Genomic DNA, 15,827 nt, shown 5'->3' on the forward strand with positions numbered 1-15,827 from the left:
AGGAGTTGTGAACCAGGCTTAAGCGGGGAATATGGATCCCTTCACCTGGAGAACAATAATGATGAAACCAACGTTTTTGCGCTGGGTCGCCATCGCCGCGCTGATGGCAGGCGGTACATTTAGCGTGGCGGCCAACCCGCCAGCGGCGCCTCCGGTCTCTTACGGCGTTGAGGAAGATGTTTTTCATCCCGTGCGGGCAACCCATGGCATGGTGGCGTCAGTGGATGCCCTGGCAACAAAAGTGGGCGTCGATATTCTCAGGCAGGGCGGTAACGCGGTGGATGCAGCGGTCGCCGTCGGCTATGCGCTGGCGGTGACGCATCCGCAGGCGGGGAACCTGGGCGGCGGCGGTTTTATGATGCTGCGCACCAAAGACGGCAAAACCACCGCCATCGACTTCCGCGAAATGGCCCCTTCTCAGGCGTCCCGCGATATGTTCCTCGACGATCAGGGTAACCCTGACAGCAAAAAATCCCTGACCTCGCATCTTGCTTCCGGCACGCCGGGTACCGTCGCGGGCTTCTCGCTGGCGCTGGAAAAATACGGCACGATGCCGCTGAACAAGGTGGTGCAGCCTGCCATCAAGCTGGCGCGCGACGGCTTTGTGGTAAACGATGCGCTGGCGGACGATCTCAAGACCTACGGCAGCGAAGTCATTCCGAATCACGAAAACAGCAAGGCCATCTTCTGGAAAGACGGTGAGCCGCTGAAGAAGGGCGACCGGCTGGTGCAGAAGAACCTCGCCAAAAGCCTGGAGCTGATTGCGGAGCACGGCCCGGACGCCTTCTACAAAGGGGCGATTGCCGACCAGATTGCCGAAGAGATGCAGAAGAACGGCGGGCTCATCACCAAAGCGGATCTGGCGGAATACAAGGCGGTGGAGCGCGAGCCGATTAGCGGCACCTATCGCGGATACGAGGTCTTCTCCATGCCGCCGCCGTCCTCCGGTGGGATCCACATCGTGCAGATCCTCAATATTCTCGAAAACTTCGATATGCACAAGTTCGGCTTCGGCAGCGCGGACGCCATGCAGGTGATGGCGGAAGCGGAAAAACGCGCCTACGCCGACCGGTCGGAATATCTCGGCGATCCGGACTTCGTGAAGGTGCCATGGCAGGCGCTGACCAACAAGGCCTATGCCAAATCCATTGCCGATCAGATCGACATCAACAAGGCCAAACCGTCGAGCGAGATCCGCCCCGGCAAGCTGGCGCCGTACGAAAGCAACCAGACCACCCACTTCTCGGTGGTGGATAAAGACGGTAACGCGGTGGCGGTGACCTATACGCTCAATACCACTTTCGGTACCGGGATTGTGGCGGGCAACAGCGGCATTCTGCTGAACAACGAGATGGATGACTTCTCTGCCAAACCGGGCGTGCCGAACGTCTACGGGCTGGTGGGCGGCGATGCGAATGCGGTAGGGCCGAAGAAACGTCCGCTGTCGTCCATGTCGCCCACCATTGTCGTGAAAGACGGGAAAACCTGGCTGGTAACCGGCAGCCCTGGCGGCAGCCGTATTATCACCACCGTGCTGCAGATGGTGGTGAACAGCATCGACTTTGGGATGAACGTCGCCGAAGCGACCAACGCACCGCGTTTCCATCACCAGTGGCTGCCGGACGAGCTGCGCGTGGAGAAGGGCTTTAGTCCGGACACCATCAAGCTGCTTGAACAGCGCGGGCAGAAGGTGGCGGTGAAGGAGGCGATGGGCAGCACCCAGAGCATTATGGTCGGGCCGGACGGGGCGCTGTTTGGCGCGTCGGATCCGCGGTCGGTGGATGATTTGTCGGCGGGGTATTAACGATTCCCTTCACTCTAACCCTCTCCCCGCAGGGGAGAGGGGATTGCACGGTGCGGTCTTTTCTCCCTCGCCCCTGTGGGGAGAGGGCCGGGGTGAGGGGAGTGTGTCACTTCATTCTCGCCATATAATACGCATCCACATACTCACCGTTGCGCAGGGCAAATTTCCTGCCGGTCCCTTCGATTTCAAAACCAAAATTTTTATAGAGCGCAACAGCCGCTGGATTATCGGCAAAGACCGTCAGTTCGATACGTTCAATGCGTAACCAGTTGTCACACAGATTGATCATCTCGCTCATGAGCCTGCGGCCTACGCCGCGACCCTGCATATCCGCAGCCACGCTGATACCGAATGTGGCAACGTGGCCGCGACGCGGGTTTTCCATTACGTCCAGCGCCATATGTCCAATAACGCGCTGGTCCAGACAGGCAACAAGATGGCGCCGGCCTGGTTTTGTCGCAACGCGTTCGTGCCACATTTCCATAGAAGGATGAGGGAGCTGTAGCGTGTCGTGATACACATCAGGATGCGACATGATGTCGCGCAAAGCTTCTGCATCGCTGGGTTCGATGTGGCGTATCACTATCTCACTCATTCCTTATTCCTCAGTCATTTAAACGTCCCTTCCAACATCAATGACTTTAAAACTTGAGTCAACCGCTATTTTTTGCAAAAAGTATTGGACAAGTGCGAATGAGAATGATTATTATTGCTCTGCATTCAGGAAGACCGCTACGGGAACCTGAAAGCACGACATTGCTCACATTGCTTCCAGTATTACTTTAGCCAGCTTTTAGCTGGCTTTTTTTTTGTTATGGTTAGACTCAGTAACCTTCCAAAAGGACTGAGCCATGACACTACATTGCGCATTTATTGGATTTGGTAAAAGTACGACCCGCTACCACCTGCCGTATGTTCTCAACCGTAAAGACAGCTGGCACGTCGCGCACGTCTTCCGCCGCCGCGCGAAGCCGGAAGAGCAATCCCCGCAGTATTCTCATATCCATTTCACCAGCGATCTTGATGAAGTGCTTAACGACCCGCAGGTCAAACTGGTTGTCGTCTGCACCCACGCCGACAGCCATTTTGACTATGCGAAACGCGCGCTGGAAGCGGGCAAAAACGTGCTGGTAGAAAAACCGTTCACCCCGACCATCGCCGAAGCAAAACAGCTGTTCGCGCTGGCGAAAAGTAAAGGCCTGAACGTTACGCCGTATCAGAACCGTCGCTTTGACAGCTGCTTCCTGACGGCAAAAAAGGCGATTCAAAGCGGCAAGCTGGGCGATATTGTGGAAATCGAAAGCCACTTCGATTACTACCGTCCGGTAGCGGAAACCCAACCCGGCCTGCCGCAGGACGGCTCGTTCTATGGTCTGGGCGTGCATACTATGGACCAGATCATCTCTCTGTTTGGCCGACCGGATCATGTCACATACGACATCCGCAGCCTGCGTAATAAAGCCAATCCGGACGACACCTTTGAAGCGCAGCTGTTCTACGGCGACCTGAAAGCCATCGTCAAAACCAGCCATCTGGTGAAAATCGACTATCCGAAATTTATCGTTCACGGAACCCGAGGCTCGTTCATCAAGTACGGCATCGACCAGCAGGAGACCAGCCTGAAGGCCAACATCATGCCGGGTGAACCGGGCTTTGCGGCGGATGATTCCGTGGGCATGCTGGAGTACGTGAACGATGAGGGCGTGACGGTGAGAGAAGAGTTGAAACCGGAAATTGGCGACTATGGCCGCGTCTACGATGCGCTGTATGAAACTCTCACAACTAGCGCGCCGAATTACGTCAAGGAATCTGACGTTCTGACCAACCTGGAAATCCTCGAGCGGGCCTTCGAGCAGGCTTCTCCTGCCACGGTAACCCTCGCGAAATAAGCAAAAACGGCTCCTCTGCGCTTGTTCATAATTTTTGAACAGAGGAGTCAATTTTCACCCTCTATGATCCCAGGCGGTTTGCGTCCACACTTACTCCATCGAAACGAACTGAGGGTGAAAACAATGATCTACTTACGCAAAGCAAACGAACGTGGTCACGCGAATCATGGCTGGCTGGACTCATGGCATTCATTCTCGTTTGCCGACTACTACGACCCGAACTTCATGGGCTTCTCCGCACTGCGCGTGATTAACGAAGACGTGATTGATGCAGGCCAGGGCTTCGGTACCCACCCGCACAAAGACATGGAAATCCTGACCTATGTGCTGGAAGGGGCGGTTGAGCACCAGGACAGCATGGGTAACAAAGAGCAGGTTCCGGCGGGCGAGTTCCAGATTATGAGCGCGGGTACCGGGGTGCGTCACTCCGAGTACAACCCGAGCAAAACGGAAAAACTGCACCTGTATCAAATCTGGATCATTCCAGAAGAGACCGGCATCACGCCGCGCTACGAGCAGCGCCGCTTCGACGCGAAACAGGGCAAACAGCTGGTGCTGTCCCCGGATGCGCGTGAAGGTTCCCTGAAGGTGCATCAGGATATGGAGCTGTACCGCTGGGCGCTGGCGAAAGACGAACAGTCTGTGCACCAGATTGCCGCCAACCGCCGCGTCTGGATCCAGGTGGTGAAAGGTGAAGTGTCCATCAACGGCACCAAAGCGACAACCGCCGATGGTCTGGCCGTCTGGGATGAGCAGGCGCTCTCCGTGCATGCCGACAGCGAAAGTGAAATTCTGCTGTTTGACCTGCCGCCGGTGTAATAAATCATAAATAAATGCCCATCCTTCCCTTTGACAGGGGAAGGATGGGCTTTGTCCGTGATAAACTGAGCAAATCTCTCACTTCAAGATTTCTCAGGACGATGAAAAAGAAACGCCCCGTACTTCAGGATGTCGCCGATCGCGTCGGTGTGACCAAAATGACGGTCAGCCGTTTTTTACGTAACCCGGAGCAGGTTTCCGTGGCGTTACGTGGCAAGATTGCCGCAGCCCTTGATGAACTGGGTTATATCCCCAACCGCGCGCCCGATATTCTCTCCAATGCGACCAGCCGTGCGGTGGGCGTCCTGCTTCCTTCCCTGACCAACCAGGTTTTCGCCGAAGTTTTGCGCGGCATTGAAAGCGTCACCGATGCTTTTGGCTATCAGACCATGCTCGCCCACTACGGGTACAAGCCGGAGCTGGAAGAAGAACGTCTTGAATCGATGCTTTCCTGGAACATCGACGGCCTGATTTTAACGGAACGTACCCACACTGCCCGCACGCTCAAAATGATCGAAGTGGCCGGTATCCCGGTGGTGGAGCTGATGGACAGCCAGTCGCCGTGCCTCGATATCGCCGTGGGGTTCGATAACTTCGAAGCGGCGCGTCAGATGACGGCGGCCATCATCGCCCGTGGGCATCGTCATATTGCCTATCTGGGTGCGCGTCTTGATGAACGTACTATCATCAAACAGAAGGGATACGAGCAGGCGATGCTCGACGCGAACTTAACCCCCTACAGCGTGATGGTGGAGCAGTCCTCTTCCTATACGTCGGGTATTGAACTGATGCGTCAGGCACGACGCGAGTATCCGCAACTGGACGGTATTTTCTGCACCAACGATGACCTTGCGGTCGGCGCGGCGTTTGAGTGCCAGCGTCTGGGGCTAAAGATCCCTGATGATATGGCGATCGCCGGTTTCCACGGCCACGACATCGGCCAGGTGATGGAGCCGCGTCTGGCGAGCGTCCTGACCCCGCGTGAACGTATGGGCCGCATTGGCGCAGAACGCCTGCTGGCGCGCATTCGTGGCGAGACGGTGACCCCAAAAATGTTAGATTTAGGTTTCACCTTGTCACCGGGTGGATCTATTTGAACTGACAAATTTGAAGTAGCTCACACTTATTCACTTCGCGCACGTTTGGATATTGCTTCTCTTTTGCCCCGGCAGGACAATGTTACCGATAACTGTTACCCGTAACAATTGACTGAGGGACACCCTTTGAGCACGACTAATCACGATCACCACGTCTACGTCCTGATGGGCGTTTCCGGTAGCGGGAAATCAGCCGTAGCCAGCGAAGTGGCGCATCAACTCCAGGCTGCGTTTCTTGATGGCGACTTCCTCCATCCGCGCAGCAATATCATGAAAATGGCCTCCGGCGAGCCGCTGAACGATGACGACCGCAAGCCGTGGTTGCAGGCGCTGAATGACGCCGCGTTCGCTATGCAGCGCACCAACAAAGTCTCCCTGATCGTCTGTTCCGCGCTGAAAAAAACCTACCGCGACCTGCTGCGCGACGGCAACCCGAACCTCTCTTTCATCTACCTGAAAGGGGATTTCGAGGTGATTGAAAGCCGCCTGAAGGCGCGTAAAGGTCACTTCTTCAAAACCCAGATGCTGGTGACGCAGTTCGAAGCGCTGCAGGAGCCGGGTGAAGACGAGAAAGACGTCTTAGTGGTTGATATCGATCAGTCACTGGAGGGTGTTGTTGCTAGCACCATCGAGGTCATTAATAAAAGGCAGTAAGTTTTGAGTACATTAACGCTAGTTTTGACAGCAGTGGGTTCCGTGTTGCTGCTGCTGTTTTTAGTGATGAAGGCGCGTATGCACGCTTTTGTCGCTTTGATGGTGGTTTCTATAGGTGCAGGTCTCTTTTCCGGTATGCCGCTCGACAAGATCGCCGCGACGATGGAAAAAGGGATGGGAGGCACGCTGGGCTTCCTGGCGATTGTGGTCGCCCTTGGCGCGATGTTTGGCAAGATTTTGCACGAGACGGGCGCGGTCGACCAGATTGCCGTCAAGATGCTGAAATCCTTCGGCCACAGCCGCGCGCACTACGCGATTGGTCTGGCGGGCCTGATTTGCGCGCTGCCGCTGTTCTTCGAAGTGGCCGTTGTGCTGCTGATAAGCGTCGCGTTCTCCATGGCGCGCCATACCGGCACTAACCTCGTGAAGCTGGTTATTCCGCTGTTTGCGGGCGTGGCGGCGGCCGCAGCGTTTCTGCTGCCTGGGCCTGCGCCGATGCTGCTGGCGTCCCAGATGCACGCCGATTTTGGCTGGATGATCCTGATTGGCCTGTGCGCGGCAATTCCGGGGATGATTATTGCCGGTCCGCTGTGGGGCAACTTCATCAGCCGTTACGTTGAGCTGCATATTCCGGATGACGTCACCGAGCCGCACCTGGGCGAGGGCAAAATGCCGTCCTTCGGCTTCAGCCTGTCGCTGATCCTGCTCCCGCTGGTTCTCGTGGGTCTGAAAACCATCGCCGCGCGCTTTGTGCCGGTGGGTTCCAGCGCCTATGAATGGTTTGAGTTCATCGGTCACCCGTTCACGGCGATCCTGGTGGCGTGTCTGGTGGCGATTTATGGCCTGGCGATGCGTCAGGGGATGCCGAAAGACCGGGTGATGGAGATCTGCGGCGCGGCGCTGCAGCCGGCGGGTATTATCCTGCTGGTGATCGGTGCAGGCGGCGTGTTCAAGCAGGTGCTGGTGGATTCCGGCGTGGGTCCGGCTCTGGGCGAAGCGCTGACCGGAATGGGCCTGCCGATTGCGGTAACTTGCTTTGTGCTGGCCGCGGCGGTGCGTATCATTCAGGGTTCCGCAACCGTGGCGTGCTTAACCGCCGTGGGTCTGGTGATGCCGGTGATTGAACAGCTGAACTACTCGGGTGCGCAGATGGCCGCGCTGTCTATCTGTATCGCGGGCGGTTCGATTGTGGTCTCTCACGTTAACGACGCGGGCTTCTGGCTGTTCGGGAAATTTACCGGCGCTACCGAAGCGCAAACCCTGAAAACCTGGACGCTGATGGAAACCATCCTCGGCACGACGGGTGCGATTGTCGGGATGATTGCTTTCACATTGCTGAGCTGAACGCGGTGATTTAACAAGGCTCAAAAATAAGGCCCGGTAGCGTTAACGCTTACCGGGCCTTTATATTATGCAGAACGCCAGGCCGGGTCAGGTGAAACCCCATCCGGCTTTTTTACATCACTCGCCCTGCGTCGCGCTCTCGATCGTCAAACGCACATCCGACGTAATGAGTTCGGCCAGCATCTGGTACACCTTCAGCGTCTCTTCCGGCTCGGCATCGCCCGTATCGCTGATGTAGCCTTCGTCACGCAGAGTCAGGACCAGAGAGCTGAAGACCGCTTTGTCGAAGAACTCCGGGGCGTTAATGCCGTGCAGAACGGACAGGCGCTGTGCCAGCGTCCGGCTCTCTTTCTCCAGCGTACCGCGGTTGATAGACGGGTTCGCACTCAGCAGCCAGAACGTAATGGCGTAGCGCTGCAGCGTTTCGCGCGCGCCGGCCGCCAGCAGTTGCAGGGTACGGGAACGCGACGGATTGATGTGCAGCTCGTCGTTTGAGACGGCGATCAGCCCCTGACGACGCAGCTCTTCCGTCAGTTTCTCCAGTTCGCCCGCCAGCTCATCCTTGCTCCAGCGCAGGAATAGTTCCGCTTTCAGCATCGGATAGAGCGTCTCAACGTGACGCAATAGCTCCTGACGCGAAATACTGCGGTGCTGGGTGATGATAGCCGCCATGAGCGACGGCAGCATCAGCATATGGGTGATGTTGTTGCGGTAGTAGGTCATCAGCACTGCCTGTTCGCGCGGCAGAATGATGATGTCGCCGATCGTGTCCTTTTCGACTTCAAACTTGTTCATCTGCAACGCGTGATCGATAAGCTCACTGGCGGTAGCAGAAGGCACGGTTGAATCAACGGAATACGGCACGTTGCGCATCATGTCCAGATAGCAATCCAGCTGCTCCGTGAGCTGTTCGCGGGTCAGCGAGCGCTGACGCGAGGCCAGAAGCGCCGTACAGCACAGGTTCATGGCGTTAGCCGCACCGGCGTTGTTAATGCGCACCATCAGCTCGGACGCGATGCCGTTAACCGTTGGCGTCAGCCAGGCTGGACGAATCGCTTCGATTGGATCGATGGATTCACGCCACTCGGGAACGTGATGGTTCAGATACGTCATCAGCGGCATCGGCTCGCCGAAGTTCACGTAGCCCTGACCGAGGTTGCGTAGCTTGCTCAAGCCGCGCAGCATCTGCGGCAGGCTTTCTTTCTCTTTGGTCGCACCGCGCAGCTCTTTCGCGTACGTGCCCACTTCCATTACGTGCTCATAGCCAATGTAGATTGGCACCAGCGTGATTGGACGGGTTCCTCCGCGCAGCATCGCCTGAATGGTCATCGACAGCGTGCCGGTCTTCGGATCGAGCAGACGTCCGGTACGGGAACGACCGCCCTCCACGAAGTACTCAACGGAATAGCCGCGGCTGAACAGCTCGCCCAGATATTCGCGGAACACGGTGGAGTAGAGCTTGTTGCCCTTGAAGGTACGACGGATAAAGAACGCGCCCAGGCGGCGGAAAATCGGACCTGCTGGCCAGAAATTCAGGTTGATACCGGCAGCAATATGCGGCGGTACCAGCCCCTGGTGATAGAGCACGTAGGAAAGAAGCAGGTAGTCCATGTGGCTGCGGTGGCAGGGAACATAGACAATCTCATGGCCATCATGCGCCAGCTGGCGTACGCGCTCGGCGTTATGAACGTTGATACCCTGATACAGGCGGTTCCAGGTAAAGCCGAGAATACGATCGGACAGGCGAATCATCTCGTAAGAGAAGTTCGCTGCAATCTCTTCCATCAGCGCAATGGCGTTCTGCTGGGCTTTCTCATGCGATATTTTCTTGCTGCGCGCTTCGTCTTCAACGGCGCGAGCAATCGCTTTGGAGGCCAGCAGCTTGTTGAACAGATCCTGACGCGCCGGAAGACGCGGCCCTACGGCAGCCAGGCGCTGGCGGGCGAAGTGCATACGCGCCACGCGCGCCAGTTTCTGCGCGATGATCTTGTCGGTTCCATGCTCGTCCGCCATTCGACGCAGCGAAACGGAAGGGGAAAAACGCACAAAGCTGTCGCGTCCCAGCCAGGAGACCGCGAAAAACTTCTGGATGCCGTTAAGCATGCGCAGCGGCGGGTTCTCTTCGCCTTTTTCACGGCCCGGACGACGACCAAACATCACCGATACCGGCACCATCTGCACATCCAGATCGGGGTTGCTGCGGTGCAGGTCGAGATAGTCGTGGAACAGCTTGATGGACTCTTCTTTTGGCGTGTAGTAGGTAAACACGCGCGGTCCACCGTGAATGAACACGTAGCGCGGCAGTAAAGTGCCGTCAACTTCAAGCGGTTCAAGCGGGTCAGGTAAGTCATGCGCCAGACACTGGGCGCGAAGCGTCAGTAAGTCTGCCTTCGAGTTATAAGGCAAAACGTACATAATAGGACGCGACGTATCGAGCCCCAATTCCAGCGCGGGTTCTGCTGGGATAGACTTGCTTTTTACCAGGATGCTTAATGGTAAATTAAGTAATTTGTAGTAAATTCGTGGCCAGCCGGACATAAACGATGTAAAGCCTCTGGTTAATAATGCAATTGCGGCGCAAGGATAACAGAAAGCGCGCAAAATTTCTGTTGTTACCCGTCATACTTCAGGCTGTAGCGAAACGCGCTACAGTTCCTGTTACTGACGCTTTTTTTCATAAAAGGTTCTTTTAATGGCCAATAATACCACTGGGTTAACGCGTATCATCAAAGCCGCCGGCTATTCATGGAAAGGTTTCCGTGCCGCGTGGATCAACGAAGCTGCCTTTCGCCAGGAGGGCGTCGCCGCAATCATCGCGGTGATTATCGCCTGTTTCCTTGATGTTGATGCTATTACCCGCGTACTTCTTATCGGTTCCGTACTTCTGGTGATGATAGTGGAAATTCTTAATAGCGCTATTGAGGCCGTTGTTGATCGCATTGGTTCAGATTTCCACGAGCTTTCTGGTCGCGCAAAAGACATGGGATCTGCTGCCGTGCTGCTGGCGATTATCACTGCCGTTATCACCTGGGTCACGCTGCTTTGGTCACATTTCCGATGAGCCTCGAGGAATAATTAAGTCCCTGGTTTTTTGTGCAGTTTTTGGTTCCAAAATCGCCTTTGACTGTATATACTCACAGCATAACTGTATATACACCCAGGGGGCGGAATGAAAGCGTTAACGACCAGGCAGCAAGAGGTGTTTGATCTCATCCGGGATCATATCGGCCAGACGGGTATGCCACCCACGCGTGCGGAAATCGCGCAGCGTCTGGGCTTCCGTTCTCCGAATGCTGCTGAAGAGCACCTGAAAGCGCTGGCGCGTAAAGGCGTGATTGAGATTGTTTCAGGCGCGTCACGCGGTATCCGCCTGCTGGTGGAAGAAGAGACGGGCATTCCGCTGATAGGCCGTGTTGCTGCCGGTGAGCCTTTACTGGCACAGCAGCATATTGAAGGCCACTACCAGGTCGATCCTAGCATGTTCAAACCGAGCGCTGATTTCCTGCTGCGCGTCAGCGGTATGTCGATGAAAGACATCGGTATTCTTGACGGCGATCTGCTTGCGGTGCACAAAACGCAGGATGTGCGTAACGGCCAGGTGGTTGTCGCGCGCATTGATGATGAAGTCACCGTCAAGCGTCTGAAAAAACAGGGTAACACCGTTCAGCTACTGCCTGAAAACAACGAGTTCTCCCCGATTGTGGTCGATCTCCGCGAACACAACTTCTCTATCGAAGGACTGGCGGTTGGGGTCATTCGCAACGGCGAATGGCTGTAACCTCTTCCTGACAGGCTATGGCGCCGCTGTAGCCTGCTTCATTCTCGACTCCCGGTATTTTTCATGTCACTGCTGACGGCATCCGATAAGGCATTGTGGCGTCTTGCTCTGCCGATGATTTTCTCCAATATTACCGTTCCCTTGCTGGGTCTGGTCGATACTGCCGTTATTGGCCACCTTGATTCGCCTGTTTATCTTGGCGGCGTGGCGATTGGCGCGACGGCAACCAGCTTCCTGTTTATGCTGCTGCTCTTTTTGCGCATGAGCACCACCGGGCTCACGGCCCAGGCTTATGGTGCAAAAGATCCGCTGCGTCTGGCGCGCGCGCTGGTCCAGCCGCTGATCCTTGCGCTCGGTGCAGGGGCGTTCATCGTTTTATTGCGGGCACCCCTGATCGATCTTGCGCTTCATATTGTTGGCGGCAGCGAGGCGGTACTGGCTCAGGCGCGACGTTTCCTTGAAATCCGCTGGCTCAGCGCGCCCGCCTCGCTGGCAAACCTGGTTCTGCTGGGGTGGCTCCTGGGCGTTCAGTACGCCCGTGCACCAGTGATTTTGCTGGTGGTAGGCAACCTTCTCAACATTGTGCTGGATGTCTGGCTGGTAATGGGCCTGCATATGAACGTGCGGGGCGCGGCGCTGGCAACGGCGATTGCCGAATACGGAACCTTTATTATTGGTCTGTGGATGGTCTGGCGCGTGCTGGCGATGCGCGGCATCTCCCTGGCGCTGCTCAAAACCGCATGGCGCGGCAATATCCGTAGGCTGCTGGCGCTTAATCGTGACATCATGCTGCGCTCGCTGCTGCTTCAGCTCTGCTTCGGCGCGCTGACGGTTTTCGGGGCGCGACTGGGGCCAGAAATCGTTGCGGTCAACGCGGTATTGATGACGCTACTGACCTTTACCGCCTACGCGCTGGACGGTTTTGCCTATGCGGTAGAAGCGCATTCCGGGCAGGCTTACGGCGCGCGCGAAAGCGGGCAGCTGCGGGACGTCTGGCGGGCAGCCTGCCGCCAGTCTGGGCTGGTGGCGCTGGCGTTCGGCCTGGTTTATGCCTGCCTTGGTGAGCAAATCGTCGCGTTGCTTACGTCTATCCCTGCGCTGCGCGAGCTGGCGAGTCACTATCTCATCTGGCAAGTCATCTTACCGGTGATCGGCGTCTGGTGTTATCTGCTGGACGGCATGTTTATTGGTGCGACGCGCGGAGCGGAAATGCGTAACAGCATGGCGGTCGCGGCGGCCGGGTTTGGCCTGACGCTGCTGACGCTTCCCTGGCTGGGTAATCACGGTTTGTGGCTGGCCCTGGCCGTTTTCCTCTCGCTGAGAGGGATATCGCTGGCTTTTATCTGGCACCGCCACTGGCAAAACGATACCTGGTTCCCTTCACGTCACGATATATCGTGATGGTTAAAGATTCCGAATATGAAATCAACTGCCGAATCCTTAACTACAATAATTATCACGTCCAGCAGAAAAGAACGTAACGGACGTTACGACCCGACGCTTAACTAAGAGGACACGATGATGAATAAAGACGAAATCGGCGGCAACTGGAAGCAGTTCAAAGGTAAAGCCAAAGAACAGTGGGGTAAGCTGACTGATGACGATATGACCGTCATTGAAGGTAAACGCGATCAGCTTGTCGGTAAAATTCAGGAACGTTACGGCTACGCGAAAGACCAGGCGGAAAAAGAAGTGGGCGACTGGGAAAAACGCAACGACTACCGCTGGTAACCGGGCTTTACCCGCAAGTACAAGGAAGTACACCCTGAGGGCGGCCATGAGCCGCCTTTTCTTTTGCCGTTAACGCGGTTTTTTCTTCACAAGAATAGAGTGGTCGTGCTGACACGCGTCCTGATGACGACAGGCTTCCACTTCCACGCAGGCAGAGCACAGTCCGTGCGCTTCAATCACGTTATGACGCAGGGCAAAACCCATTTTTGCTGCCAGCGTATGCATAATATCTTCCACACCTTCCGCAGCCTCTTCTTTCACCACGCCGCATCGGTCACAGATAAACATCGCCGATGTGTGGGTAGGCTGATCGAACAGATGGCACAACACATAGCTGTTTGTGGACTCAACTTTATGCACGAATCCTTGTTCCAGCAGGAAATCCAGGGCACGATACACGGTCGGTGGTTTCGCCTGCGGTTCGCTTTCGCGGAGCAGGTCGAGCAGATCGTAGGCGCTGATAGCACCCTGCTGCAGGCTCATCAGACGTAAGACTTCAAGGCGCTGCGGAGTCAGGCGCACATTGCGTTGCGCACATAGCTTTTCGGCCTGCGCTAACAGCTCTTTTGTGGACTTATCCATTTAGCACCCCGGATGTTATAGGACGGAAACCCCCACTTTATCATGTTCTGGTAAAAACGCCGAGATCCGCCAGTCTGTGCTATACCTGACCCATTACAAACCGGGAAATAAACAATGAAAAAACCTGACTGTATTCGGCACTGGCGCGACGTTGAAGGCGCGGATGATTCGACCTACCCAGATAGCGATGAGCGTTTTTCTATCGGCGCCCCGTTGGCTCGCAAGCTTGGGCTCGGGCGCATTGGTATCCATCATGAGCGTTTACCGCCCGGGCGCAGGACGTCCTATCCGCATGCGGAAAGCGATGAAGAAGAGTTCGTTTATGTGCTCGAAGGTCATCCAGAAGCGTGGATTAATGGCTATTTATGGAAACTTGAACCGGGCGACAGCGTGGGGTTTCCTGCCGGAACGGGTATTTGCCATACCTTTATCAACAACACGGACGAAGAGGTGCGGTTACTGGTCGTTGGCGAGGCCAACAAGAAACACAATCGCATCTACTATCCGCTCAACCCGGTGTATGCCGCTACCCGTGAGGATCGCTGGGTAGACCACCCGCCCCAGTTTTTTGGACCGCATGATGGAAAACCTGGGAAAAAATAATTTCCTCTTCTATAAATATTGAGGGCCGTCACAAAATATAACAGGCCGTAAGGAAGTTTTACTTAGGGATAGAAATAGCGGGTCTTTTACTACTTATTCACAGCAATAGTTCGTTCCTGTTTGGGTGATAACAGACAGGGGTTATTTCATAACAGACTATAACGGGCATACTGTGAAAAAATATTTTAAATTTTCGGTGGTGAGTATCGCTGTTTCCTTGTTTATGGCAAATCAGGCGGGAGCAGCCAATACCTGGACAGAATCACGGAGTGACGCAATGGGTGGCACTGGCGTTGCCTCCGGGAGCTATGGTAGCGGGGCGTTAATCAACCCCGCGTTGCTGGCAAAGGCAAAACCGGACGATGATGTGACGGTCATTTTGCCGGCCGTTGGCGTTCAGGTGACGGATGAGGACAATCTTCAGGATGAGATTGATACCATCAACGACAAAATTAATCACTATAAGGATGTGGTTGATAACCTTACGCCAATTCAGGTCATCACCAATCCGTTAGGTTCCATTAATCAATTCCAGGGCGCGGCCAAAGATCTGGCCGATGAGCTGGACTATCTCAAGGGCAAAACCGCACGCGCGACGGCAGGCGCAGGGCTTGCCGTGAGTATTCCTAACGATGTGCTTTCCGTGGCCTTTATGGCGAAAGGGTACGCCCATGGCCGGGTGAGTTCGTCTATCGATCAGCAAGATATTGATTATCTGCGCGGTATTCAACGAAGCAATGTGGTGGCTGCCGGTGTTGCCCTGGACGCTGCGCTGAACGGTACGGATCAGATCACTAAAAATCTCAACTCAACGGCGTCTGGCCGGGCAGCGATTGTGTCCGACTATGGTGTTGCCGTTGCCCGTCAGTTTGACCTCGGCGGCGTCCCGGTTTCCGTGGGCGTGACGCCAAAACTGCAAAAAACCTGGGTCTATAACTACACCACGTCAATCTACGATTATGACAGTAACAAGTGGAACGACAGCCGCTACCGCACGGACGACACGGGCTTCAACGTCGATGCCGGTATTGCGGCTGATTTCGGCGAACACTGGACGGTCGGCGTGAGCGGCCAAAACCTGATGTCGCGCGATATCGACACCAAAGATATCCGTATCCGCAACGGCCGGACGGGAGAAGTGGTGAGCTATAAAGACACCTACCAGATCCGTCCGCTGGTGACCGCCGGTGCCGCCTGGCACAACGACCTGGTGACGCTGACCGCCGATGGCGATCTGACGGAAACCAAAGGCTTCAAGAGCGAAGATACGTCGCAGTACGTGGGGGTCGGTGCCGAGGTTACGCCGCTCAGCTGGCTGGCGGTGCGTGCGGGTTATCGCGCGGACGTGAAGGGTAACGACAGCAATGTCTTTACCGGCGGTGTCGGTTTCGCGCCGTTCAGTACCGTTCATGTTGATCTGATGGGCCTGTACGGCGAGGACGAAACCTGGGGTGCCGGGGCTCAGCTGAGCATGACGTTCTAAAGTCCACCGGAGGCGCTGCGCCTCCGGCTTTTCTTTGTGCTAT

At 55.8% G+C, this 15,827-nt stretch carries 15 protein-coding genes; 12 read left to right on the top strand and 3 right to left on the bottom strand.

What is annotated here, in order from left to right; all coding sequences use genetic code 11:
• Positions 1-58 precede the first annotated feature (58 nt).
• The gene (gene ggt / locus SPG90_RS19800) at positions 59-1,804 is read left to right on the top strand and encodes a gamma-glutamyltransferase (protein ID WP_183128644.1); all 1,746 of its coding nucleotides are present in this window, start codon (positions 59-61) and stop codon (positions 1,802-1,804) included.
• A gap of 106 nt (positions 1,805-1,910) precedes the next feature.
• Here ggt and yhhY read toward each other — a convergent pair whose 3' ends face one another.
• Positions 1,911-2,399, bottom strand: a complete 489-nt coding sequence (gene yhhY, locus SPG90_RS19805) for an N-acetyltransferase (RefSeq protein ID WP_045402502.1) — start codon at positions 2,397-2,399, stop codon at positions 1,911-1,913.
• A 256-nt stretch (positions 2,400-2,655) separates the two neighbouring features.
• On the opposite strand from yhhY, the gene SPG90_RS19810 reads away from it, so the two are divergent.
• The 5 genes from SPG90_RS19810 (at position 2,656) to gntU (ending at position 7,607) form a co-directional block, all read left to right on the top strand.
• Positions 2,656-3,693, top strand: coding sequence for an oxidoreductase (locus tag SPG90_RS19810; protein WP_045402500.1), 1,038 nt, complete (start codon positions 2,656-2,658; stop codon positions 3,691-3,693).
• A gap of 123 nt (positions 3,694-3,816) precedes the next feature.
• A complete protein-coding gene (locus tag SPG90_RS19815) occupies positions 3,817-4,512 on the top strand; it encodes a pirin family protein (protein WP_322408287.1) in 696 nt (231 codons plus the stop codon).
• A gap of 101 nt (positions 4,513-4,613) precedes the next feature.
• Positions 4,614-5,609: a gluconate operon transcriptional repressor GntR gene (gntR, locus tag SPG90_RS19820; RefSeq protein WP_021242747.1), complete on the top strand. Its 996-nt coding sequence runs from the start codon at positions 4,614-4,616 to the stop codon at positions 5,607-5,609.
• 126 nt (positions 5,610-5,735) lie between these two features.
• Positions 5,736-6,263 (top strand): gluconokinase, encoded by a 528-nt coding sequence (gene gntK, locus SPG90_RS19825; protein ID WP_008503362.1) that lies wholly within the window; start codon positions 5,736-5,738, stop codon positions 6,261-6,263.
• Between the two features lie 3 nt (positions 6,264-6,266).
• Positions 6,267-7,607, top strand: a complete 1,341-nt coding sequence (gntU, locus tag SPG90_RS19830) for a gluconate transporter (protein WP_023310036.1) — start codon at positions 6,267-6,269, stop codon at positions 7,605-7,607.
• Between the two features lie 117 nt (positions 7,608-7,724).
• On the opposite strand, the gene plsB is transcribed toward gntU, so the two are convergent.
• Positions 7,725-10,145 (bottom strand): glycerol-3-phosphate 1-O-acyltransferase PlsB, encoded by a 2,421-nt coding sequence (plsB, locus tag SPG90_RS19835; RefSeq protein ID WP_126304279.1) that lies wholly within the window; start codon positions 10,143-10,145, stop codon positions 7,725-7,727.
• A 154-nt stretch (positions 10,146-10,299) separates the two neighbouring features.
• Here plsB and SPG90_RS19840 point away from each other — a divergent pair, with 154 nt between their 5' ends.
• The 4 genes from SPG90_RS19840 (at position 10,300) to SPG90_RS19855 (ending at position 13,116) form a co-directional block, all read left to right on the top strand.
• Complete coding sequence (locus SPG90_RS19840) at positions 10,300-10,668, top strand: diacylglycerol kinase (protein ID WP_023334158.1); 369 nt, start codon at positions 10,300-10,302, stop codon at positions 10,666-10,668.
• A 108-nt stretch (positions 10,669-10,776) separates the two neighbouring features.
• Positions 10,777-11,385: a transcriptional repressor LexA gene (gene lexA, locus SPG90_RS19845; protein WP_126304281.1), complete on the top strand. Its 609-nt coding sequence runs from the start codon at positions 10,777-10,779 to the stop codon at positions 11,383-11,385.
• Positions 11,386-11,448: 63 nt separating this feature from the next.
• Positions 11,449-12,786, top strand: a complete 1,338-nt coding sequence (gene dinF / locus SPG90_RS19850) for an MATE family efflux transporter DinF (RefSeq protein WP_045402492.1) — start codon at positions 11,449-11,451, stop codon at positions 12,784-12,786.
• A 120-nt stretch (positions 12,787-12,906) separates the two neighbouring features.
• On the top strand, positions 12,907-13,116 hold the full coding sequence (locus SPG90_RS19855) for a CsbD family protein (protein ID WP_014830284.1): 210 nt from the start codon (positions 12,907-12,909) through the stop codon (positions 13,114-13,116).
• 69 nt (positions 13,117-13,185) lie between these two features.
• Here the strand turns inward: SPG90_RS19855 and zur are convergent, their stop codons facing one another.
• A complete protein-coding gene (zur, locus tag SPG90_RS19860) occupies positions 13,186-13,698 on the bottom strand; it encodes a zinc uptake transcriptional repressor Zur (RefSeq protein ID WP_008503369.1) in 513 nt (170 codons plus the stop codon).
• 114 nt (positions 13,699-13,812) lie between these two features.
• Between zur and SPG90_RS19865 the strand changes: the two genes are divergently transcribed.
• On the top strand, positions 13,813-14,301 hold the full coding sequence (locus tag SPG90_RS19865; protein ID WP_023310041.1) for a cupin domain-containing protein: 489 nt from the start codon (positions 13,813-13,815) through the stop codon (positions 14,299-14,301).
• A gap of 223 nt (positions 14,302-14,524) precedes the next feature.
• Complete coding sequence (locus tag SPG90_RS19870; protein WP_126304323.1) at positions 14,525-15,784, top strand: conjugal transfer protein TraF; 1,260 nt, start codon at positions 14,525-14,527, stop codon at positions 15,782-15,784.
• Positions 15,785-15,827: the final 43 nt, after the last annotated feature.

The organism is Enterobacter sp. D2 (assembly GCF_034427575.1).
GTDB lineage: Bacteria > Pseudomonadota > Gammaproteobacteria > Enterobacterales > Enterobacteriaceae > Enterobacter > Enterobacter cloacae_M.

Bases quoted from the DNA above. Each gene is read 5' to 3' on its own strand.
- ggt (WP_183128644.1), top strand. From the start codon at position 59: ATGATGAAACCAACGTTTTTGCGCTGGGTCGCCATCGCCGCGCTGATG.
- yhhY (WP_045402502.1), bottom strand. From the start codon at position 2,399: ATGAGTGAGATAGTGATACGCCACATCGAACCCAGCGATGCAGAAGCT.
- SPG90_RS19810 (WP_045402500.1), top strand. From the start codon at position 2,656: ATGACACTACATTGCGCATTTATTGGATTTGGTAAAAGTACGACCCGC.
- SPG90_RS19815 (WP_322408287.1), top strand. From the start codon at position 3,817: ATGATCTACTTACGCAAAGCAAACGAACGTGGTCACGCGAATCATGGC.
- gntR (WP_021242747.1), top strand. From the start codon at position 4,614: ATGAAAAAGAAACGCCCCGTACTTCAGGATGTCGCCGATCGCGTCGGT.
- plsB (WP_126304279.1), bottom strand. From the start codon at position 10,145: ATGTCCGGCTGGCCACGAATTTACTACAAATTACTTAATTTACCATTA.
- SPG90_RS19840 (WP_023334158.1), top strand. From the start codon at position 10,300: ATGGCCAATAATACCACTGGGTTAACGCGTATCATCAAAGCCGCCGGC.
- lexA (WP_126304281.1), top strand. From the start codon at position 10,777: ATGAAAGCGTTAACGACCAGGCAGCAAGAGGTGTTTGATCTCATCCGG.
- dinF (WP_045402492.1), top strand. From the start codon at position 11,449: ATGTCACTGCTGACGGCATCCGATAAGGCATTGTGGCGTCTTGCTCTG.
- SPG90_RS19855 (WP_014830284.1), top strand. From the start codon at position 12,907: ATGAATAAAGACGAAATCGGCGGCAACTGGAAGCAGTTCAAAGGTAAA.
- zur (WP_008503369.1), bottom strand. From the start codon at position 13,698: ATGGATAAGTCCACAAAAGAGCTGTTAGCGCAGGCCGAAAAGCTATGT.
- SPG90_RS19865 (WP_023310041.1), top strand. From the start codon at position 13,813: ATGAAAAAACCTGACTGTATTCGGCACTGGCGCGACGTTGAAGGCGCG.
- SPG90_RS19870 (WP_126304323.1), top strand. From the start codon at position 14,525: ATGGCAAATCAGGCGGGAGCAGCCAATACCTGGACAGAATCACGGAGT.